The organism is Acetobacter estunensis, assembly GCF_011516945.1.
Classification (GTDB): domain Bacteria; phylum Pseudomonadota; class Alphaproteobacteria; order Acetobacterales; family Acetobacteraceae; genus Acetobacter; species Acetobacter estunensis.
Map to the genome: position 1 here is coordinate 1 of NZ_WOTH01000042.1, position 20,506 is coordinate 20,506.

At 55.6% G+C, this 20,506-nt stretch carries 20 protein-coding genes and 1 pseudogene; 5 read left to right on the forward strand and 16 right to left on the reverse strand.

All coding sequences use genetic code 11. The features are described 5' to 3' along the window. The 5 genes and pseudogenes from GOB87_RS13880 to traA form a co-directional block, all read right to left on the reverse strand. Positions 1 to 196, reverse strand: a pseudogene (locus GOB87_RS13880) (hypothetical protein); the annotation flags it as partial. A 26-nt stretch (positions 197 to 222) separates the two neighbouring features. Then, positions 223 to 360, reverse strand: a complete 138-nt coding sequence (locus GOB87_RS13885; protein WP_166318048.1) for a plasmid stabilization protein — start codon at positions 358 to 360, stop codon at positions 223 to 225. A 25-nt stretch (positions 361 to 385) separates the two neighbouring features. Next, positions 386 to 778 carry a type II toxin-antitoxin system VapC family toxin gene (gene vapC, locus GOB87_RS13890; protein WP_166318051.1) on the reverse strand — a complete coding sequence of 131 codons (393 nt, stop codon included), beginning with the start codon at positions 776 to 778 and terminating at the stop codon, positions 386 to 388. After that, positions 775 to 969, reverse strand: a complete 195-nt coding sequence (locus GOB87_RS13895; protein ID WP_010512615.1) for a type II toxin-antitoxin system VapB family antitoxin — start codon at positions 967 to 969, stop codon at positions 775 to 777. The genes vapC and GOB87_RS13895 overlap by 4 nt, the downstream gene beginning before the upstream one ends. 54 nt (positions 970 to 1,023) lie before the next feature. After that, positions 1,024 to 4,107 (reverse strand): Ti-type conjugative transfer relaxase TraA, encoded by a 3,084-nt coding sequence (gene traA / locus GOB87_RS13900; RefSeq protein ID WP_166318054.1) that lies wholly within the window; start codon positions 4,105 to 4,107, stop codon positions 1,024 to 1,026. Positions 4,108 to 4,203: 96 nt separating this feature from the next. Between traA and GOB87_RS13905 the strand changes: the two genes are divergently transcribed. The 4 genes from GOB87_RS13905 to GOB87_RS13920 all read left to right on the forward strand — a co-directional run bounded on the left by GOB87_RS13905 (position 4,204) and on the right by GOB87_RS13920 (position 5,589). Beyond that, positions 4,204 to 4,563: a conjugal transfer protein TraD gene (locus GOB87_RS13905; protein ID WP_166318057.1), complete on the forward strand. Its 360-nt coding sequence runs from the start codon at positions 4,204 to 4,206 to the stop codon at positions 4,561 to 4,563. 64 nt (positions 4,564 to 4,627) lie between these two features. After that, positions 4,628 to 4,894, forward strand: a complete 267-nt coding sequence (locus GOB87_RS13910; RefSeq protein WP_166318090.1) for a conjugal transfer protein TraD — start codon at positions 4,628 to 4,630, stop codon at positions 4,892 to 4,894. Next, positions 4,887 to 5,390 carry a MucR family transcriptional regulator gene (locus tag GOB87_RS13915; RefSeq protein ID WP_166318060.1) on the forward strand — a complete coding sequence of 168 codons (504 nt, stop codon included), beginning with the start codon at positions 4,887 to 4,889 and terminating at the stop codon, positions 5,388 to 5,390. The genes GOB87_RS13910 and GOB87_RS13915 overlap by 8 nt, the downstream gene beginning before the upstream one ends. 25 nt (positions 5,391 to 5,415) lie before the next feature. Continuing rightward, positions 5,416 to 5,589 (forward strand): hypothetical protein, encoded by a 174-nt coding sequence (locus tag GOB87_RS13920; RefSeq protein ID WP_166318063.1) that lies wholly within the window; start codon positions 5,416 to 5,418, stop codon positions 5,587 to 5,589. A 332-nt stretch (positions 5,590 to 5,921) separates the two neighbouring features. Here GOB87_RS13920 and GOB87_RS13925 read toward each other — a convergent pair whose 3' ends face one another. Both GOB87_RS13925 and GOB87_RS13930 read right to left on the reverse strand, forming a co-directional pair. After that, positions 5,922 to 6,329, reverse strand: coding sequence for a DUF2442 domain-containing protein (locus tag GOB87_RS13925; protein ID WP_026019903.1), 408 nt, complete (start codon positions 6,327 to 6,329; stop codon positions 5,922 to 5,924). After that, complete coding sequence (locus tag GOB87_RS13930) at positions 6,319 to 6,555, reverse strand: DUF4160 domain-containing protein (RefSeq protein ID WP_242006454.1); 237 nt, start codon at positions 6,553 to 6,555, stop codon at positions 6,319 to 6,321. The genes GOB87_RS13925 and GOB87_RS13930 overlap by 11 nt, the downstream gene beginning before the upstream one ends. Positions 6,556 to 7,387: 832 nt before the next feature. Here GOB87_RS13930 and GOB87_RS13935 point away from each other — a divergent pair. Further along, positions 7,388 to 8,488: a replication initiator protein A gene (locus tag GOB87_RS13935; protein ID WP_166318066.1), complete on the forward strand. Its 1,101-nt coding sequence runs from the start codon at positions 7,388 to 7,390 to the stop codon at positions 8,486 to 8,488. A gap of 43 nt (positions 8,489 to 8,531) precedes the next feature. Here the strand turns inward: GOB87_RS13935 and GOB87_RS13940 are convergent, their stop codons facing one another. The 9 genes from GOB87_RS13940 to GOB87_RS13980 all read right to left on the reverse strand — a co-directional run bounded on the left by GOB87_RS13940 (position 8,532) and on the right by GOB87_RS13980 (position 20,284). After that, a complete protein-coding gene (locus tag GOB87_RS13940) occupies positions 8,532 to 8,810 on the reverse strand; it encodes a ribbon-helix-helix domain-containing protein (protein ID WP_232272626.1) in 279 nt (92 codons plus the stop codon). Further along, positions 8,810 to 9,445, reverse strand: a complete 636-nt coding sequence (locus tag GOB87_RS13945; RefSeq protein WP_166318069.1) for a ParA family protein — start codon at positions 9,443 to 9,445, stop codon at positions 8,810 to 8,812. Before GOB87_RS13945 ends, GOB87_RS13940 begins: the two co-directional genes overlap by 1 nt. Positions 9,446 to 9,487: 42 nt before the next feature. Further along, positions 9,488 to 10,105 (reverse strand): recombinase family protein, encoded by a 618-nt coding sequence (locus GOB87_RS13950; protein ID WP_010517288.1) that lies wholly within the window; start codon positions 10,103 to 10,105, stop codon positions 9,488 to 9,490. Between the two features lie 119 nt (positions 10,106 to 10,224). Continuing rightward, on the reverse strand, positions 10,225 to 12,723 hold the full coding sequence (locus tag GOB87_RS13955) for an ATP-binding protein (protein WP_166318072.1): 2,499 nt from the start codon (positions 12,721 to 12,723) through the stop codon (positions 10,225 to 10,227). Further along, complete coding sequence (locus GOB87_RS13960) at positions 12,720 to 12,935, reverse strand: hypothetical protein (RefSeq protein WP_166318075.1); 216 nt, start codon at positions 12,933 to 12,935, stop codon at positions 12,720 to 12,722. Before GOB87_RS13960 ends, GOB87_RS13955 begins: the two co-directional genes overlap by 4 nt. Before the next feature lie 238 nt (positions 12,936 to 13,173). Further along, entirely contained in the window at positions 13,174 to 14,361 is a 1,188-nt protein-coding gene (locus GOB87_RS13965) for a GIY-YIG nuclease family protein (RefSeq protein WP_166318078.1), read from the reverse strand. Further along, positions 14,354 to 16,438, reverse strand: a complete 2,085-nt coding sequence (locus GOB87_RS13970) for a DEAD/DEAH box helicase (RefSeq protein ID WP_166318081.1) — start codon at positions 16,436 to 16,438, stop codon at positions 14,354 to 14,356. Before GOB87_RS13970 ends, GOB87_RS13965 begins: the two co-directional genes overlap by 8 nt. 3 nt (positions 16,439 to 16,441) lie before the next feature. Next, complete coding sequence (locus GOB87_RS13975; protein WP_166318084.1) at positions 16,442 to 19,150, reverse strand: class I SAM-dependent DNA methyltransferase; 2,709 nt, start codon at positions 19,148 to 19,150, stop codon at positions 16,442 to 16,444. Positions 19,151 to 19,189: 39 nt separating this feature from the next. Then, a complete protein-coding gene (locus GOB87_RS13980) occupies positions 19,190 to 20,284 on the reverse strand; it encodes a Fic family protein (protein WP_166318087.1) in 1,095 nt (364 codons plus the stop codon). Positions 20,285 to 20,506 lie beyond the last annotated feature (222 nt).

Here is a 20,506-nt window from a genome sequence, read left to right on the forward strand (position 1 = left end):
CCCGCCACGCCTGCGGCAACGCTTCCACGCTCCGCCGGAGTACCGTCATTTCGGCGCACAGGTCCTCAAACGCGCGCGCTGCTGGATCTGTCTCGGACATCAGATATCCCCAAACCCGCACACCAGCCGCCTCGAAAGGCGACACGTCGTGGCTGGCCAGAACACGCTGCTCCGGGACGGGCCTCCTCGTCTCCATGATCACGTTGGTATCAAGCAGCAGGATCATTCGAAGGACATTGCCTCGGCCGGGGTCTGATCGCGGGTCTGCAAGACCGCGGTATCCTGATCACGCACACCGGCCTCACGACCGATGGCCCCCAGAAGCGATCCCAGCCGAACGGCCTCTTCTTTTTTCTGCATGTCCTCTCCAGTCACCGCGCCGAAATCAGACAACCCGTTCCAGCCCCAGATGTGTCACAAACGGATCAAAGTACCGGTCACTGTAAAGGAGCCGATACCCGCTTACGATACATCGTGTGGCAATCAGGGTATCAATGGTTTTCCGGATGGTGATGCCTCTGGCACGCAGGTCACGGAAATATCGTGCTGCCTCGATCATGACATCACGCCCCCCGATCTCCACCAGATCCAGAGCGCCAAGCAGTCTCCGCGCCTTGTTGAAATCCCGTTCGCTCGCAAATCCCTGAAGAACTTCCGTCATCATCAGATCCCCAATGGCGACAGGTTCTTCTCCCAGAAGCCGGTCCAGAACCTCAACCTGTGGCGTCACCGTACCTCGGAAAAAATCGATCCAGACCGAGGAATCCACCAGGATCATGCGTCGGAACGCATGGCATCGAGATCACCCTGCCAGTCGAGCTTTCCCCGCAAGGTACGGAGTTCCCGCTGCTGCTTCAGCTTGATCAGCGTCCGCAACCCGAGTTCGACCGCTTCCTTCTTGGTTTTGACGCCAGACGCCTTCAGCGCATCTGTCATGAGGGTATCATCAATAATGATGTTGGTTCGCATGATGTGTATCTCCTTAGAAAAACATACACATTAACATCACCCGTCTCAAGCAGATTACATCCCCATATCCATATCCCGCCCCCTGGAACGCGACAGCGAGCGCGTGCGCTGCGGCTGCAACCCGTGATCGAGCGTCGATCCCTTCCGGATGCCCAGTTCGCGGCTTTTCTCCCGAAGGACGGACTCAAGCTGCGCATCCCGCTTCAGCTCTTTCAGCGCCATACTCTGCTGCTCGCGGCTCAGCCCGTCCCACGTCTTCACAAACCGCGCCGCCCGCAAATCCGGACTCTTCCGCACCCTGTCTTCATGCTCCAGCCCCTCGACCAGCCTGCGCGCCCGTGCCGGACCTTCCAGACCATACAGCGCCTGCCGGATCTCCGGCTGATGCTTCAGCGCCGCCCGCAGATCCGCCTCACCGCCACGCCGGGCCCGCTCCAGATCCCGCCCGGCTTCAAACAGCGCCTTCTTCTGATGCTCCAGCACGGGCAACTCCTGGCGCACCATGCGCTCGGCATCCACCCAGGCCCGCGCATACCGCTCCACCGCCTGCTGAAGCGGGTCACTCCCCGGTATAAACCCGTCCAGCCCGGCCGGCACCTGCTCACGCTGCACACGGGGCAGCCGCAACCCGGCAAAGGGAGATGCGGGAGCTTCACGCTCAACCCCACTCTCCCCCTTTCCGGCCTCAGCCTCCATCCCGGCCGACACGTCTTTTTCCGCCGCACGACGCTCTGGCCGTACGGACAGGTCCAGCCCGTCGAACATTCCGCGTTTCTGCTGTGCCGGTGCCGGCTCTGGCTTACGGACAGCTTCGGCCTGCCTGTCCTGCCGGGGGCCTGAGGCGGCCTTGCCGCGCTCCACCACGATCTCGCTCTCGGGAACAGACAGCCCGCGCCGCCGCGCGAACCCGGTATCCCGATCCCGGACATGCGGGTAATCCAGCGTGGTATCCTTCTGCCGCTCGCGCGACAGCCGCCGCACCAGCCCGTCCCGATCGCCCACATCATCCCGGCCCCAATGGACGGACACGCTCTCCCGATGCCGCGACAGCGCCACATAGGCCCCGTGCCGGTCCATGCTCCCCGTCGCCAGCACATGCGCCCGGTCCACCGTCACACCCTGCGATTTGTGGATGGTGGCGGCATAGCCATGATCCAGCGCGTCATAATCCGCCACCGACACGGACACGACCCGGCCAGTCCCGGCACGACCCGGCCCGTCGAGCTGCACCGACAGCACGAGATCCCCAGCCTCAAGAGACCCCATGATACCCCGCACCGTACCCAGCGTACCGTTCTTCACCCCCAGTTCCCGGTCATTGCGCAGGAAATAAACACGCTCCCCGTCCGCGAACATCCGCTCGCCCTGGGCGGTCGGCACCAGCACGTCGTCACCCAGCTCACCCGCCTCCCGCCGGATCTCCCGCGCCGCCTCGTTCAGCGCCCGCACATCGACACGCCGATGCGCCAGCATGATCTGGCTTTCTTCTGGCGCAGCCTGACGGGCTTCCTCCCACCCGGCCACGACCCCGGCCCGCGCCTCTTCCAGCGTGCCATGCCCGCGCACCAGGCCAGCCGCCTCATAGCGTCCCAGCGCTTGCTCTGTCCGCCCGGTCGCAAGCTCCTTCGTAGCCGCCTGCTGCCAGCCTTCACGCTGCCGGCGTACGGTGGTGATTTCCACCGACCCGACCCGCTCGGCCACCGCCCGGAACGCACCACCCGCCTCAATCGCCTGCAACTGTTCGGGATCACCCACCAGCACCACCTTGGCCCCGGCTTCGCGGGCGACAGACAGAACCCGCTCCATCTGCCGTGACCCCACCATGCCGGCCTCGTCCACCACCAACACGTCCCCGCGCTCCAGCAGGTCGAACCCACGCTCCCACGCCCGCTCCAGGGACGCCAGCGTCCGGCTCTCAATCCCGGACCCCGCTTCCAGCCCTTCCGCCGCGATCCCCGACAGCGCCGCCCCGCGCACCCGGTACCCGGCCTCTTCCCATGCCGCACGGGCCACACCCAGCATGGTGCTCTTCCCCGTCCCGGCATACCCGACCACCACGGACAGGTCGCGGGACTTCGTGACCTCGCCCACCGCCAGCGCCTGCTCGTCCCCAAGACCGGAATGCTGCATCGCTGCCCGACGCACCGCCAGCGGCACCGCATGCCCCTGGGACAGCCCCATCGCGAGCGACGCTTCTTCCAGACGCTGCTCGACCCCGATCATCGCGCGCGTGGAGAACCGCTCCTGCCCGTGCCCGTCTTTCCCGAGCGCGACCAGCTCCGGACATGCCTCCACCCGAACCATGACGGCCGTAAACTGTTCAGCGTCCACCGTCTGCCGGTCCACGAACCGCGCCAGATCCTGCCGGGTAAACGTGCTCTGCTGCCGGGTCAGCGCCTCCAGCGCCACATGCGGCTCGGCCAGCAACCTGTCACCATTGCGTCGCGCGATCTCCAGATGATCAGCGACCCGTTCCGCATCCTCGCCCCGCTCTTCCCGGCGCATCCCAGCCGGACCAATCTTGTTCTGCGGCTCAAGGTCGATCCCCTGTGCCGCGAACGACCGATGATCGATCCGCACGTCCAGGTCCAGTTCGGCCAGCCGTTCATTGGCAAGTGACGCCCATCGCTCCCGCCATGTCAGCAGCAAGTCCTTGTCATTCCACGAGCGTTCTTTCGCACCAAACCCGTTCTCATCCACAGACCGCGTGGACAGCATCACATGGGCATGCGGCTTCGCCTGTCCGTCCTCACCAATATCCCAATGTACATTGAGATCGGCGACCATGCCGTGTTCCACGAACTGCTCACGCACGAAATCCCGTGCCAGCGCGATCCCCTGCGCCTGGGTCATTTCGCGTGGGAGTGCAAACTCCACTTCGCGGGCAAGCTGGGCATCCTTGCGCTTCTCGATCGCCTCGACCTCGTTCCATAGAACAGACCGATCAAGAAACCGCTCCGGCGCGCCATCGCGTAGCAGGATCTCGGAATGCACCACCCCGCTCTTGTTGGAAAAGTCATGGTCGCGATCCAGCCGCACATCATGCAGGCGGGACGCTGCACGATAGGCTGCCGCCGCCACGGCGCTCCGGCCGGTGGCACGGCTGATGACCTTTGCATGCAGGTGATAGATCGCCATGAGCACGATCCTATCACACCCCTTAAGCGCATGTCACGAAGTGACGTATAAGCGCGCACTTACATTTTACTGCGCCATAAAGGTTGATTTGTCTGGATGAGTGACGCGGTTCTCGCCTGTGTGATAAAGTATGCCACAGACCAGAAGAATAAGGGATCGACAATGCGCAAACCACGGGACATAGATGCGGAACTAGAAGAACTTCAGAAACGGGCACGTGCGTTAAAGGCCAAGAGAATTGTCCAGTTCGGTGAACTGGTCGAAGCAACGGGGGCCGATACCTTATCGATCGAGGCTCTTGCTGGTGTTCTGCTTGCGGCTGTCGAACAGGCGGATAGTAAATCCGAAGCCGTCGCGAGGTGGACCGAACGGGGAGCGGCGTTCTTTCAGGCAGGCGGAAAAAAGGGCAGCCGGAAAGGAAATGGACACGATCAGAACGGAGCTTCTGGCGCTTGAAAGACGGATCAGGAAGCAGGAAGCCCTGATCCATCGCCATCAGGCACGAAAGGCACGCACTGACATGCGCGACTGGGCGAAGGCGCGACGGGAACGCACCCATCATCTGATCGAACTGGGCGGCCTGGTCCAGAAGGCAGGACTGGTCGATCTGACAGATGACGACCGCGCCACCCTGTTCGGGGCCTTCCTGGACATTGCAGGACAGCTCCAGGGCAGCAATGATACTGCTCCGGTTGACCTGAAAGCACGCTGGAGGCGTGCGGGGCTTCATGCCTTCGACAGGGACCGGGAACATGACAGGACAACAGGCAGACGTGACCATGACTGACCACGAGACACGATCATCCGAAGCTGACACGCTGCGGGAGCTTACGACCCGGATTGTCACAGCCTATGTCAGCAGCAATACGGTTCCGGCGGATACCCTTCCCGGCCTCATCACAACGGTGTTTCAGGCGCTTGGCGGTCCGGGACAGGCGACGGCCGGAACACCGGATCTGGTGCCGGCCGTGCCTGTGAAGAAATCCGTGTTTCCAGACTACATTGTCTGCCTGGAGGACGGGAAAAAAATGAAGATGCTCAAGCGTCATCTCCAGTCCGCCTATGGCATGACGCCAAAACAGTATCGGGAAAAATGGGGCCTCCCGGAAAGCTACCCGATGACCGCCCCATCTTACGCAGCCCGACGCTCTGCTCTGGCACAGGAGAACGGACTGGGGCGGACCGTCAAGGCGACACCAGAACCTTCGAACGTATCGGAAGCTGAAGCGCCGGTCACACGCCTGCCAGAGAAGAAACGCGGACGCAGGCCAAAACTGGCCTGAAGGTTCAGACCGGGAGAAACGGGACATGAAGGCGGATCATACCGATCACGACGACTGGGAAGCCTGGAAGGACGAAGCCACACGTCATGCCCTCGCCCAGGTAGAGGCCGGATTGGTGATCAGTGCGGAAGCCATGAAGGCATGGGCCGCCAGCCTTGGCACGGATAACCTGCTCCCCCTGCTACAACCCGGGCAATAAAGGGGACGCTCTCGCACACCGCAGGAAGGTGACGCAGAATGCAATGGTCACGACTATCCCTGACGCATTGATGGAACGACCGTTTCACGACCCTACGGTTACCCTTACGACGACCCATCGACATACCCGAGGCCGACATTGCGCCTACCCATAAATAGCGGGTCCTCATACACCATTGCACCGTTGGCGCGGGCATGCCCAAAGGGCTTGGAAAACCCGAGCCCTTCAGCCAAAGGGTGGACCGTATCGGTCCACCCTTTGGGCAAGAATGGTCGTTGCAGCGAGCAGACGTGGCACGACAGTTCCCTACCGCCTGAAAGGCGGTGACTATCTTACGCGACGTTCCTTGGCCGACCGCCTTTAGCACCATTCCGGCGTGCTGCCGCTGCCTTTTCCTGGCTGGCGGACGATCCGCCTACGCGTCCCATCTGTGCTGCCATCCAGCTTCGGGAACCGTAGATACCGTGGATCAGACCTTCGACCAGAACATCGGCGTCGAGACGGGGCCAGTGAAGGCCATTACCCAGCGGAGTGATCTCGATATCGGCCAGATCATTCAGGGAAGCGTCCTGCAAATCTTGTATCAGACTCACAGGCACGCTCATCTCAACACCGTTGGAGAGCGTGACGTGAAGAGCGCGGCGAGCACGGATAAACCGTGCGGAGACCGCATGAGGAATTGTCGCTCTATGAAGCGCGTCTGCTTCACGAGCGGCCTGATAGTTCATGTCATTCGCCATGTATCTTCTCCCATGCTTCAGCCAACATCTCAGCGTGGTCCTGCACGATGACAAGGGCTTCCTGTATGACCTTATCTTTCATGCCACCTGCTCGTATCAGTCGGGCTTTCCTGCCAATTTCAATCACCGCTTCTCCATCCGCGCTTATGGCGTGAACGTGCATTGGCACATGATCTGCCGTGTAAATCACGACACGAAATCCATTAATGCGTAGAAGCGTCGGCATAATGCACCATATCCCTAACGCTTGGGTTTTTCAATCAGAACCATCCCGCTGAAAGTCAGGAGGAGGATATCTGAACGGACGAACAGGAAATGGCCAGCCTATCAATCCCCGGCAAGGCCCGCAGAGCGCCCTGGGAGGCCGCACAAAGCGCAATTCTCGTTACTGCCCACCCCCCCCAAACTAGCCACCACACACGGGAACGCCTGTACGGCCATCCTGTGGCGTCTGACGGGTATGCTGCAACACGTGAGCTGCTGAATGATCGCCTGAACACCGGTGCGTCTTGAGCAGATTACGGTCTTGCCCGGTTCTTCGGGTGTTGCAGGCGTCGGGCGAGCGCGGAGCGGGAGCCCCGTAGGGCGCCGAAGGCGCCGACGCGGGAGAGGAAGGTGCTGGTGGAGAGACGATGCGGGAATGCATCGTCAGATTATGATTTCGCGCCGTAGGCGTGTCCGTTTAGCGCAGCCCTGAAAGGGCGAGCAGGGGGATGCCGGGTGGGAGATCGCGCGAAGCGCGATCGGGGCGGCCGTAGGCCGCGAGCCGGCGGGGGCGAAGCCCCCAAGAGGCGGTGCTTGGGTTCAATTTGGCTAAAGATTGCAGAGAATGAAAAGTTATCCACAGCCTTAGAGTGTTAATTTATGTGTTAATAGTAGTGTTAAGGGTTTTCCACAAACACGTAACTGACTGAAAATAAAATACAAAAACAGCGTTTTGGGGCCGCTTGCGTCAACGAAACCCCGAATCTAGTGACTCCAGAACCCCGAATCTGCGTCAACGAAACCCCGAATCTAGCTCTTGCGTCAATGAAACCCCGAACCTAAACTGATCGTCAATGAAACCCCGAATCAAAGCAACCCGTCAACGAAACCCCGAACAGGCACTTACCGTCAATGAAACCCCGAACATTGATGGACGTTCAGTTCTACTTCCGGAACGATATCCGACACCAGATCTTTTTATTTGTGATGTCCTTGATGCCATCCCCAAAGACGATATGGCCTCGATGGAACATCCAATTTTCTCGCTTGCCACTAAACCTGATCGACGCATTTTCCGATACGAGCACAATGGCAATACAGTTGAGATCGTTCCGAGCGTCAAAGGGCTCGCGACGATCCATGACAAGGATATCCTTATCTATTGCATTTCGCAGCTTATCGCGAAAATGAATCAAGGTGAGCAGCCAAATCGAACTCTCCACCTTACCGCACGCGATTTATTGGTGTGGACCAACCGTCAAACCGATGGTGATGGCTATAAGCGGCTTCGGAGCGCGTTTGAGCGCTTAGCAGGCACACGGATCACCACCAACATCAAAGCTAATGGAGAAGAAATCACCGAAGGCTTTGGTCTTATCAATGAATGGCGAATTGTCCGTAAGACCAATTCCGGACAAATGTCCGAAATTAAGGTAACGCTGTCCGAATGGCTATTCAGAATGATCGAAGGCCGAAGTGTACTGACATTACATCGCGATTATTTCCGTTTACGCAAACCACTTGAACGGAGAATATACGAACTTGCACGCAAGCATTGTGGTGCTCAGGAAAAATGGGTTGTTTCTATAGAAATTTTACAGAAAAAAACGGGGGCCAGTAGCCATATTCGCGTATTTCGCTCAATGCTCCGTGACTTGGCAATCAATAACCACTTGCCTGATTATGCTGTCGAAATAAACAGCAACACAGTTACTTTCCGCAATCGGGAAACGATGGACACCGTCAAGGTAATAGAGCCAAAGCTCCAGAAACCATTTATCGATCCCGAGGGTTTCCATGACGCTAGAGGAGTTGCTCCAGGATATGATGTCTACGCACTCTATGATGAATGGGTGTCATGGTGGAATGATAGCGGACAACCACAGTTGCAAAACCCCAGCGCCGCGTTTGTCGGATTCTGCCGCAACCGACACAAACGCAACCCTATACGCTAGACACAGCTTACGTGTATAATTGTATACGTGTATAAATGTATACTTATCCGCTAACGATCCTGCTTCGTCCTTTCTTCACAAACAGATCGTCCAATGCTTCTCCAAGCAAACTCTGAACCGTCGTTCCCTCTTCGGCCGCTATAATACGAAGCTGGGTGCTGACTTCAGGAGAAAAGTGCCCACCGATCAACTTGGTCCCCTTACGACCATTCAGCGTAGGTTTACGGGATGATATATCTGGCTTCGGGGAAAGGGCTGGCATTGCCTCACCACTACCTTTGGCGCGATCAAGCATCGCTTGTAGCGTATTGCTTTTTGCCATCACACTACCTCCCGATTTTTGTATAATTGTATATCTGTATACTCGTATAAACGCTTAATTTCGTTTGCTGCTGGTCCATGTGCTTCGAATTCCTGCACAGCCTGTCCCGCCGCCTGTGCACGGAAAAATGCCTTGCGGTTTCCTACTGTCACCGGACAGACCGTTGCCTCCAATTCGGTTACGGCCTTAATGGCATCCCCTGTCTCCTGCCCCTGGGGGGGCACAAAAGTTAAAACGACAGCGAACGCTTTATCGAGCTGACGAACCACATCCAATGTGTGTGTCATACTCATTGTATCGAACACGGCCGTCTTCGTTGGAATGAGAACGAAGTCAGCATGCCGCGCCGCTTCATAAGCTACATCACGCGCAACAGCAGCTCCGTCGATAATCACAAGATCAGTACCCGCATCCGCGCAGGCTTTGAGCATTGCAGGCAAACGTATCGGCTGAATTGAAGCCACAGCCGGTGTATCGAGCTGGCGTACGTCTTTCCAGAAAGAGGCTGTCGCCTGTGGGTCCAAATCAATAATAGCAACAACCTTACCCGCTTGCTCAGCCGCGACAGCGAGACAGGTTGCAAGCGTCGTTTTTCCGACACCGCCCTTCTGCGAAAGAACAGCAAGAACCTTCATGCTACACCTCTACACGTATAATCTTATACCTGTATACACTTTCTACGAGGGAAGAGAAGGTCTCACCTTATCTCTCTGCACAATGGCAGCAACAGTGTTCTTGCTGATTCCTAGATCCCGGGCGATCCACCGATAACTCCGCTTTTCGGCTACCAACGCCATAACCTTCGGGGCCAGACGATCAGACTTTGGCCGCTCTCCTTTCTGTCGGCCGAGAACCTTCCCGCGTGCCTTGGCAGCGGCCAGACCAGACTTCACCCGCTCGCTAATCAGATCCCGTTCGAACTCAGCGATTCCGGCCAGAACCGTCGCCAGCATTCGTCCATGTGGTGTCGCCAGGTCGAACGTCATCCCCGTTATGGCGATCAGGGAAACACGATAGCTCTCCAACTCCTGAAGCGTGGAGATGAGATCAATGGTCGAGCGCCCCCAGCGGGACAGCTCCGTCACCAGAATGGCGTCAATTTCACGGGCCTGGGCCAGTGCCATGACCTTTCGACGCTCGGCCCGATCCACCCGGACGCCAGAGCCGGTCTCCATGAAAACGCCCAGCACTTCATAGCCCGCGCGTTCGGCAAACCGCTTAAGCTCGTCCTTCTGGCGCGCGCAGGACTGATCGGCCGTGGAAACCCGGCAATAGATGACCGCGCGCTGTCCCATTTGAACCCTCCCGGAAAAACCACCATGCAGGCCTTGATACACCGTGGCTCCGGGTTGTCCCAATCTGACTATAGTCTATTTAATCCAAAAGCTCGTTGGATAAACTGAGCCACCTCTCTTCACTGCCTATCAAGTCGTCGATAATATTTCCGATGCTGATTGGCAGGATCCGTCCAACAGAAACAATCGGCAAGGGCATCCACACTTTGCAGAATGCCTAGCAACGCATAGGCGTTAAACGGATTGCCTGCACCTGTCTCATAGTGGCTGACATAGTTTGTCATAATGGAAGGCACGTGATGGTTCTGGAGATCGGTGATCTGTTGAATAGAGAGAACGCAGCGTCCTGCTGCCTGATAGAGCTCAACAGCCGCCGTAATCGCGTCCACATAGGTAGACAAGGTACGCTTATCGCCCCGTGTCGCGTAATCGGGCGGCACCGGAATTTCCAAACGGGTAATGATCTGGCTGAGCTTGTACTCAAGATACTGGCGTACAAATGGCTCGCCGATATCTATCTGTCCCGCGTTTAGATATTGCTCCGCCTGTAATTTCAAGCGATCCGCCTGTTGCGTGGCGATCATTAACCTCCCACGCGGCGGCATGCCTTGCAACTTTTGGTGTTTCCACTCCGTCGTACCGTTGAGCCGATCAAAATACTTTTCAAGGCTCGTATCATGACTAAGAATAATGAATTGAAGCCCGTCAGGTAGACCATTCGCTGCGCCAAAGCGCAATTTTGTCCGGATCGTATCCATTAGGCTGAACTGATGTCCGGCATCGAAACTTGATGTCACATCGTCCAGCACCATGAAGCGCGGCACGCCTTTATGCCGAATGGCCGCCGCCATAAAGATAGAGGCAGCGACAGCATTGCGATAACTCTCCGACAGGAGCGCCCGCGCACTTTGATTTGGAAGGCCGAAAAAATCGGCGAGCTTTAAGTCAACCTGTTCAGTATTCTGAGCCCGATTCAACGTCGGCCGCACATCCGGACCGCCGCGCACAAGATATCCAAAAAGCTCCTGACAACTATCCTGAATATCTGTTATGCGCGCATTGGCGAGCGTGCTTTCTGCCGTTGCAAACTGACCGGCCACGTTCGTGATGAAGATTTTCCAGCGCTTGAGCTTCGCGAGCTTGGCCTGTTTCGCCGCGAGCGTGGGCAGGGCCCGCTCGTATTCATTCATTGCGTCGCGGAATTGCTTGGCTTGCCCGAGGGTACGCGTGACGGCAACCAACGACGGTGGCAAGCTGGCTTGCAACTCCGTGATCTCGGCATTGACTGCCGCAATCACATCAACTCGCTTCGCTTCGAGCACGCCAAGCGCCTCTTTTGCGCGTTCCAAGTCGGCCGTCGAAACCGACGACTGGAATGCGGCCAAAGTTAGGACTGGCGCGATGCGATCAACATCCGCAACGCCAAGACGCGCCTGCTCTTCAAGCTGCCGAAGCTTACCAACGCATCCAGCACTCTGCACCTGCCGTTTTAGCTCCACATCGAGCTGTTCGGCCTCATCGTAAAGCGCAATCTTCGCTTCCAGCTGATCTTGAAGCGGCCCTTCGCCAGCCTTTTCGCAGACGGGGCAGACCTTCGGATCGTGCCAGTCCTCACTATTCACAACTGCAAGCGCATCTTTTAGCAAAGCATGAAGGCTGGCCGCACCAACTTTGCGCATGGCATTGTCGCGCGCCCGCGCCGCCGTTATCAGTGCGTCAATTTCGGAAAATTCCGCCGCAGAGACCTGCAACCCGCTGAGCGTCGTAACAGCAGTGTTGAGACCGTCGAGAGTTTTCCGCGCCGCACCGCCTTCTTCCTGATCGACAATCTTTTCGGCGGCGTCAAAATCGACGTCCATCACCGATGAGTTGGCAAGCAACGGCATGAAAAGCGCAATACCCGCCAGTCCGGCTGTTACCTGCGTTTTCAGCACGGCAGCATCCGTTATCCGGCCGTCCGCCATGCCCGTTACTTCCTGATGCGCGGAGAGAACGCGCTGTTCAATTCCCCTTAAGGAGCGGTTTTCTGCCGTAACTTCAGTATCGAGCGCGGAGAGCCCAAGATCCCCATTGATATTGCGAGTGTTCTTGGCCCCGTCGAGGGCCTGCCGTAGCTGAGAATACCGGCTCATACCGATCAACGAAGAGAAAGAGCGCCCGCGCTCCAGTGCTGAGCAATCCACAAGGGAGGCAAAGCGCGGATAATCGACCAGAACGAAATCTTCACAAAGATCCGTGAGGAATCTATCAGGATCGGCATAGCCGGAAGGAGAGGTGACAACCCGTTCACCTGCCGCAGTCCTGGTGACGGTGATCGACACATCGGGCGTGCCGTCATCGCTTTTGAAAACAAGAGCTACTATTGCCTGTTGCCCAGGATGGAACTTGTTGACGATGTAGCTGGCACCCTGTTCGGCATCCTGCATTCCTTCCAAACGAGGCACCGTGCCATGCAAGGCGAAGTGCAGCGCTTCGAAGATCGAACTTTTGCCTACCCCATTAGGCGCATGGATAGAATTAACGGCATCGTGTCTGAATTTCAGAACGAGAGGATCGCCGTCATTATTGATGCCGCGAAACCCCTCAATAGCGGCGGAGATGAGAAAATACCGGCTCATACCGCAGGCTCTTCCGACAGACTGTCGAGCGCGGCAAGGACTGCCTGATTAAATTCCTGTACGGCCTGACGGGTACGTGTAGCATCACCGTCTCGTGCCAGCAGCGCCAGATTGTCGAAAAGAATTCTGGCGCAATCGGCATCAATACGCTCTGCTTCCTCTTGGAAACGGGCAAGATTATCTGAGAAAGATAATGTAGGATCGAATTCCATAATTCCTCATCTAATAATTATCTCCAACCAATCTATAAAATGGTTTGATTGATTACCTTAAGTGAATCTCATTTTTTGAAATAAAAACCTACATTTTTGCGTCATCTTTCCTAAAAAGAAACACACCTTAAGATAAAAGAGAACTTATTCGCCAAATAGATCGATATTTCAATGAAATCTTCCCAAATAAAGCGTTAAAATATCTATAAATAAGTTTAAAAATTACCAATACAATCCACTACAGCAAATTGAGTGATACTGTTTCCGGTTTGTAATTATATTTACCTATAGTTCCATCAGATATTCTACTTACAATTTGTGAAATAATTTCTAATGGAACCAGAAACCATTCTTTCGGCTGCACCGGATGCCCAAACCGATCCTGAATCGTCAGATCAATCTGTGCTGGAGCCAGAACCCGGTGAAAAATCTTCTCCAGCTTCGTCCGATTGATGTTGAAGAGCTTATAAGTCGCCACGACCTCTACATCAGCCAGAAGATAGGTTGCATCATGCTTGGCGTTGGCGATCCGCTTTTTCACATCGCCTCCCGTCACCCCGATCTTGTGAATCAAATTACGATGCTGCGCGATATACGGGTTATCTGACAGACTTCTCAAAACATAGATCGTGCCACTTTCCAGATCATCCGGCTCAACGGTTGTCCCGAACAAAGGTCCGACTGTCGGATCTGTAATCCGACGACCAGCCTCATCCTTATACAGAGCCCGCTGGAGCGATCTCAGCAAGACATCGCTCTCGGTCCCATTGTCATAGATAACCCGCAGGCGACTGTCTCTGCGACCGTATTCTGTCTCGAACTCTTCCCCGACATGCGCGACATAAACCATCTGCCCTTTCAGGATAAAGAATTCTCCCTGCCGAATACCGGCTTCCTGCCCAAAGGGACGTGTTTCCCGCACGCCTGATTTCAGATCTTCCTTCACCTGTACAAACAAAGGCCGGAAGGTTTCAAAATCCTTGCAGGGTTCCCGGCTGGCAATTTCTTCCGCTGCCCGTACTTCTGCGCGTGATTTCACATGCTTCAGGACAGTGATGGATTCAGCTGCTGGCTCGGCCTCAATGCCCAGTTCCGCCAGAAGCGCATCATCGTCCAGCGTATCGGGATCAGGACTCTCAGCGTCCATCCCGGAAACACTCAGAAGCCCATGCGGATCGCGCTGTGCCAGCAATGACCGGCATTTTTCCAAACCCCGGATCCGATCCAGACGCACGGCATAAAGCCGCTCAAAGATATCCCTGTCTTCTCCATGCGCAGGCGCATGCCCGTGTTCCTCATAGAAACGGCAGATATCCTCAAACCCGGCAATAATCCGCTCTTCCTCGGCTGTCAGCGCAGTCTTCTTTTTAGCCTCAAGCGAGACACCAAGTTCGGCCAGAAGCTCTTCATCGCTCAGTTCAGCCATTCGTCCGTTCCTCTGCCGTCTTACGCGCCAGAACCGCCACCCCTTCAGCCATCTTACGTTCCCACGCATCGGGAGATGTCAGCTCAGGAAGGCGTCCTCGCTCCTTCTTGAACAGCAGGGCGCGCTTTGCCAGGTCCCTTGCCTCTTCAATCGTCAGAGCAATATGACGACCGGCAATGACCTCCTGAACCTGTTTGAGGGTCTCTGCATTCATGCTCCTGGCCAGGATCTTGTAGGCTTCCTCAAACGGATTGATCGCATCAATCAGGTCGATATCCAGATCCCGGACATTCATGGCAATCTTCCGCATCCCCTCAATCAGGGCTGTATTGCCACCAATCTTCTCTTCTCCCCCGGCTGCCTGCGTGATCTCTTCCGCTGCTTTCTGTCCCTTCTGGGTCAGATTGAATGCCGCCACAGCATGCTGGCGCACAGCCTCCTGATCATCATCCGAAAGCTCGGGATACCGATCGCGAATGATTTTCCCCAGCCTGACCTGTGTCAGCTCCTGAGGAGCCGTCTCCTCGTCAAACAGACCATGCTCCAGGGAAGGCTTATCCTGCACAAAAGACGCTACAACTTCGTTCAGATCTTCCCGGCAGATCCGCTGCGCTTCAGGGCTTTTGGGAGAAACAAGCCCTTTGATCTCCATATGGAACTGACCGGTCTGCTCATTGAACCCGACATTCGTGCCGTTCGGCTTGTAGCCTTCTTCTCCGTAGTCATAACCATCCAAAGGTGCACTTTCTGCGGTCTTCGGCGTAAACTCGAAACGTGGGGTCAGCACCTGTTCCATAAGCAGGCTGGCGGCAATGGCCTTGAGCATGTCATTGACCGCATCCGTCACTTTTTCCTGGGACGCATCCGGTTCAGCAATCAGGTTGATGAATTCGGCCCGTGTCTTTCCTGGTGCATCGCGGGTGGCGCGGCCAATGATCTGAATGATCTCCGTCAGGCTGGAGCGGTATCCGACCGTCAGCGCCTGCTCACACCAGATCCAGTCAAACCCTTCCTTGGCCATACCCAGCGCAATGATGATGTCCACATGATCGCGGTTATTCTTCTGCGCCGGATCCTTCAGGGCGGACACAACCTTGTTGCGCCGGACAGGCTCATCTTCCACCAGATCGGCAATACGCAGCACCCGGCCATCGGCACGACGCACCAGATGAAAGCCTGTCTCTATATCCTCTCCTTCCCAGTCTCCCAGGACGGACAGGATATGCTCGACTTCCTTGTGCTTCTGGGTCGTACTTTCGCGTGAATTGACATTGGGAATATGCACGATCGTTTTGCGCGTGCCGTCCAGAACCCGGTCAATCGCATCCAAGTAAGGACCGGTATAGAAATAATATCCCAGATCCAGCTCTTTCAGATACTGGTACCCGTTCAGCTGCTGATAGTAAGTATAGGTGACTGTCTCGAATTTCCCTTCATCTTCAGGGGACAGCACGGCGACGGCATCCCCACGGAAATAGGATCCCGTCATGGCGATGATATGCGTTTTATCTCGGGCAATCAGCTGATTGAGATAATATCCCAGCCTGTTTTTCGGGTCTGCGCTGACATGGTGGAATTCATCCACCGCCACCAGACACCCATCGAATGCCGCGATACCCAGTTCTTCCGCCGCGAACCGGAACGTCGCGTGGGTGCAAACCAAAGTCTGATCTTCACTCTTCAGAAACTCACCAACAGCTTTGACCTTGGACCGTGCAACCTGTCCTTCATCGGACCCTGGCGCGTTGCAGAGATTCCATTTCGGCTTGACGATCCAGTCGGCCCAGAAGCCGAACTTGCTCAGCGGTTCGCTCATGAAGCTGCCCCCGATCGAGCGTTCCGGCACAACGATCAGGGCTTTTTTCACGCCCTGATGTGCCAGCTTGTCGAGGGCAACAAACATCAGGGCACGGGATTTGCCAGAAGCGGGCGGTGACTTGATGAGGAGATACTGCTCGCCCCGTTTCCCATAGACTGCTTCCTGCATGGGGCGCATGCCCAGTTCATTGGTCCTGGCAGACTGACCTGTCTGGCCGGTACGCAGGGAAACAGCGGGAATAACCGGATTGATCGTCATGGCTCAGGCAGCGTCCTTCTTCTTTTTCGTCTTGCCGCCCTTTTTGGCGATCATCTTGCTATAAAGGTCGAACAGCTTTTCCAGACGCTCCGTATCATTGCGGAAACGCCGACCGATATAGATCCGCTCCAGAACCTCGTCATTGCGGTCATGAGCGGCCCGCAGATTGTCTGGCATTTTGTCAGGATCATACAGATCGGCAATCGTGGCCGGGAAATGCGCCTCACGCGCCAGAAGAATATCCTCGGCACAACGGGTCAGATCGGCACGGTTCTTTTCCGTCAAAGTCGGAACAGGAAAGGTATTCCAGCCTAAAGTATTGGAATATGAAAAACGCATTTCCAATCGAACACAAACTGTTCCAATCCACACCCAATGAAGGCGAGAGGCAATCAGCGCCATATTCCAAATGGATACGTCATAAAGACCAAATACTTTCTCTTGAACAATACAATTTGCGCCAAGCATACCAACGGGAAGGAATGGCCTATTCTCCGAACTCACTTTTGGTATGACAATTATATGATCAGTGGCCGCGATTTGTTCTCTAAATTTATATGGTGTGTTGGCAAGCTTTTGCGCTGACTTGTCCTGTTTAGCTGCTCGCCGCGCAACTGCCACATCATGAACTCTCGAAGCAATTTGCGGTATCGTCAGAGCTTCGGATACCTCGTGGTCTTGAATCCAGAGGCATGAACGTGACGAGGCTGAGATGAATTCCTTGGAACCATAGAGTGGCCGGATATATCTTGACGCCGTAGGGTTTCCCTCAATAATTGATCTAGCCTCGTCATTCGAGAATATCAGTGCCGTGCCATAGTATGGATGATTGCCTACTTGCATCTCGGCAACATCAGCTAACGGTTTTGTTCTGGCCTCAATTTCCACGTTTAGACCAGACACTAGATAGGCATTGATATGCATTGTCTCCTGCCGGATCGTTTTCCCGTCTGCTCCATTAGAAAAGAGAATTTTGGAATGCTCTGAAATAGGAGCAATCCCAATGATAGCGACCGTCACACCCGCATTATGAGCCGCCAGGTTGGCCCATTTGAACGATGTATGGGCAAAACTGATCTCATAACCCTGAGAAAATATTAGAGGCCAGAGAATGGGAACCTGCCGTCCCTGACAGATAGAATTCGTGCTCACAAATGCGCTGGAAGAACCCGTTTTCTGGCCATAATGCGCAGCCTTCATGAACCAGCCCGCAACATAATCCAGAGACTTCCAAGATTTCGTACGCTGCCCGAAAATCTGCTCCAGATCTGCTTTCTGTTCAGCCGATTGCCATTGACTACCCTTATACGGGGGATTGCCACAGATATAGGTTTCCGAACCCGCCTGAGGCGAGCACACGTCAAACCAGTCCTGCTCCAAGGCATTCCCGCAGATGATATGCCCTGTATCCTTCAGGGGCAGCACATTCAGGCGGGCCTGTTTCTGGTCGATATGGATTTCGTCACTCTGAAACTCAGCAATCAGAAGCGACAGGCGTGCGATTTCCACCGCAAAATCACGGATCTCAATCCCATAGAAATTGGCCAGAGGGATGACGGATTTCCGTTCCGCCCGCTCTATCTTTAGCCGGTCATCAATCTCGCTCTGAATGTCCCGCATATCCTTATAGGCAATCACGAGAAAATTGCCGGATCCACAGGCTGGATCAAATACCCGAATGCCGGATAGACGCTCTTTCAGAGCATGCAGCTTTTGAGTATTCTGGCCTGCCTTTTCCAGCTCCTCACGCAGGCTATCCAGAAACAGAGGATTCAGCACTTTGCGGATGTTGGGCACGCTGGTGTAGTGCATCCCCAGCGCACCGCGCTCCCCTTCATCGGCCACAGCCTGGATCATGGATCCGAAGATATCGGGGTTAATCTGCGCCCAGTTCAGCTCACCAGCACGAAGAAGATAGGTGCGGGCCAGTTTATTGAATTTCGGGCAGTCCGTTGTCCCGGAAAACAGGTTTCCGTTCACATACGGGAAATCCTTGGCCCAGGATTTGACCCCGCCCTTTTCGCGATCGTCATTGCGTGTATCCAGATCCATTGTCCGGAACAGCTCGGCCATGACCTCATGCGTCTGATCCGTGGCCCCTTCCGTCATGGTCTGGATGGTTCTGGTAAACAGATTGTTCAGGAATATCCCAGTATCCTCGGCAAAAAAGCAGAAAATGAGACGCGCCATGAAATGGTTCATATCGTGACGGCGTTCTTCTGTTGCCCAGTCGGGGTTTTCCTTCAGAAGTTCGACATAAAGACGGTTCAGGCGTGACGTGGCCTTAACGTCGATCGGGTTGTTCTTGATCTTCTGGACGGTCGTGATACCCGCCAAAGGCAGGAAAAACCCGAACCGATCAGCCAGATGCGTAAACACATCGGTAATGTGCTCATCTTCCGTGCGATCTTCCGCCTCAAACGTAACCCCATCCGTGGCCAACAGAAACCGCGCCTTGGCTGACTGGGTCTTGGGACTTTCCCGGAGCAGGTTCAGGGTCTGGGCAACATGCCCCTCAGGACAAACGGCCAGATGGATGTTGTTGCGCTGGAGTACCGCTCCAGAAACGTCCGAGCGGTTATCCTTGCGAAGCCGCTTGATCGTAACATCGCGGTTTCCGAATGCTTGCAGGAACTCGAAAGGAAATTCCCCGGGATTAAAAGATGCCTCGGCAATCCGGGAGACAGCTTCTTCAATCTCAACGGGATTCATACGTAAAATTCCATATTTTCGAAAAACAGATCATACACTTCATGCGCCACCGGATACCTCCAGGAAGAGGCGGACCAGAGGTGCGTTGATATAATAATTGCTCCGCCCTGAGCGGTGCTTGGACAGCAAGCCTTTCTCTGAGAGCTGGTCGAGGTATTTCCCTGCCGTCTGACGCGCGATGTTCAGATCTGCCTGGACATACTCGATTTTCGTGTAGGGATGCCGGAACAGGTTGTTCAGCAGCTCCTGGCTGTAAATTTTGGGCAGTTCCGTCCGCATCCGCTGCTTCATGGTGGCCATCTGCGCCCGCATGCCCTCAATCAGCTCCAGGGTGATCCTGGATGTCTCGGCTACGGCCCGCAGCATGTAGAGGATCCACGCTTCCCATGCGCCTTCATCCCGCACCTTCTGTAACAGATGATAATACTCATCTTTGTGGCGAGTGATGTAGCGCGACAGGTAGAGGATCGGGATATCCAGAAGGCCGGTCCGGGTCAGATATAACACGTTCAGGATCCGCCCGACGCGGCCATTCCCATCGGGGAAGGGATGGATGCTCTCAAACTGATGGTGGATCAGGGCCATCTTGATGAGCGGATCCAGGTCACAGAGCCCGTCATCATTCACGAACCGCTCCAGATCCGACATATGCCCGATAATCTCCCGCCCGTTCTGCGGCGGCACAAAGACCACTTCTCCCGTGCGCTCATTCTTCAGAGCCGTTCCCGGGGTATTTCGAAACCCATCATCCCGCTTCTTGAGCCTCTGGAAAATCGCGATCAGCCCCTTGTTCAGGATCAGCCCGTCGGTTTCCTTCAGCTGCCGAAACCCAAGATGCAGCGCATCTCGATACAGGGCGACTTCCTTGGCCGCCACTGAGTCCGGTCCTTCAGGAAACAGATCGGCCTGAAAGAGCTCATCCTGGGTGGTAACGATATTTTCGATTTCCGAAGACGCCTTGGCTTCCTGCAAAGCCAGCGTATCAATCAGGATCCCCTGATTGGGAATGGTTGCCGCCCGCCCCTTCAGTTCCGCCAGAGCCTTATTGGCCTCGACCAGCGCCCTGAGAACTGGAACCGTTTCTATCTCCGCCTGAGGCGGCAAAGGCCGAATAAGATAGGTTGACGTTAACATGATATCCCGACGTGGTAGCAATATGCGTTTTTTCTAACACGTCAGGATGATCCGTCAAAGAAATCCGGTTCCTTTAACATGTCATATTCTGCTGTCGGCTTTTATCCCCTGAGAGCCTGTTTGGAAATTCGGTGAGGGTGTGATTCAAGCCCTGGATGTGGACGCCAGAGCAGAGAGGCCGGATGGCCAGTATCACCCGCAAGACGAAGCGCTATCCGTCTG

Coding starts and splice junctions, on each gene's coding strand:
- vapC (WP_166318051.1), bottom strand. CDS start 778: ATGATCCTGGTGGATTCCTCGGTCTGGATCGATTTTTTCCGAGGTACG.
- GOB87_RS13915 (WP_166318060.1), top strand. CDS start 4,887: ATGACTGACCACGAGACACGATCATCCGAAGCTGACACGCTGCGGGAG.
- GOB87_RS13980 (WP_166318087.1), bottom strand. CDS start 20,284: ATGTTAACGTCAACCTATCTTATTCGGCCTTTGCCGCCTCAGGCGGAG.
- GOB87_RS13960 (WP_166318075.1), bottom strand. CDS start 12,935: ATGGAATTCGATCCTACATTATCTTTCTCAGATAATCTTGCCCGTTTC.
- GOB87_RS13885 (WP_166318048.1), bottom strand. CDS start 360: ATGCAGAAAAAAGAAGAGGCCGTTCGGCTGGGATCGCTTCTGGGGGCC.
- GOB87_RS13920 (WP_166318063.1), top strand. CDS start 5,416: ATGAAGGCGGATCATACCGATCACGACGACTGGGAAGCCTGGAAGGAC.
- GOB87_RS13925 (WP_026019903.1), bottom strand. CDS start 6,329: ATGGCGAATGACATGAACTATCAGGCCGCTCGTGAAGCAGACGCGCTT.
- GOB87_RS13930 (WP_242006454.1), bottom strand. CDS start 6,555: ATGCCGACGCTTCTACGCATTAATGGATTTCGTGTCGTGATTTACACG.
- GOB87_RS13895 (WP_010512615.1), bottom strand. CDS start 969: ATGCGAACCAACATCATTATTGATGATACCCTCATGACAGATGCGCTG.
- GOB87_RS13970 (WP_166318081.1), bottom strand. CDS start 16,438: ATGACGATCAATCCGGTTATTCCCGCTGTTTCCCTGCGTACCGGCCAG.
- GOB87_RS13945 (WP_166318069.1), bottom strand. CDS start 9,445: ATGAAGGTTCTTGCTGTTCTTTCGCAGAAGGGCGGTGTCGGAAAAACG.
- traA (WP_166318054.1), bottom strand. CDS start 4,107: ATGGCGATCTATCACCTGCATGCAAAGGTCATCAGCCGTGCCACCGGC.
- GOB87_RS13965 (WP_166318078.1), bottom strand. CDS start 14,361: ATGGCTGAACTGAGCGATGAAGAGCTTCTGGCCGAACTTGGTGTCTCG.
- GOB87_RS13955 (WP_166318072.1), bottom strand. CDS start 12,723: ATGAGCCGGTATTTTCTCATCTCCGCCGCTATTGAGGGGTTTCGCGGC.
- GOB87_RS13950 (WP_010517288.1), bottom strand. CDS start 10,105: ATGGGACAGCGCGCGGTCATCTATTGCCGGGTTTCCACGGCCGATCAG.
- GOB87_RS13905 (WP_166318057.1), top strand. CDS start 4,204: ATGAGTGACGCGGTTCTCGCCTGTGTGATAAAGTATGCCACAGACCAG.
- GOB87_RS13975 (WP_166318084.1), bottom strand. CDS start 19,150: ATGAATCCCGTTGAGATTGAAGAAGCTGTCTCCCGGATTGCCGAGGCA.
- GOB87_RS13940 (WP_232272626.1), bottom strand. CDS start 8,810: ATGGCAAAAAGCAATACGCTACAAGCGATGCTTGATCGCGCCAAAGGT.
- GOB87_RS13935 (WP_166318066.1), top strand. CDS start 7,388: ATGAAACCCCGAATCAAAGCAACCCGTCAACGAAACCCCGAACAGGCA.
- GOB87_RS13910 (WP_166318090.1), top strand. CDS start 4,628: ATGCGCGACTGGGCGAAGGCGCGACGGGAACGCACCCATCATCTGATC.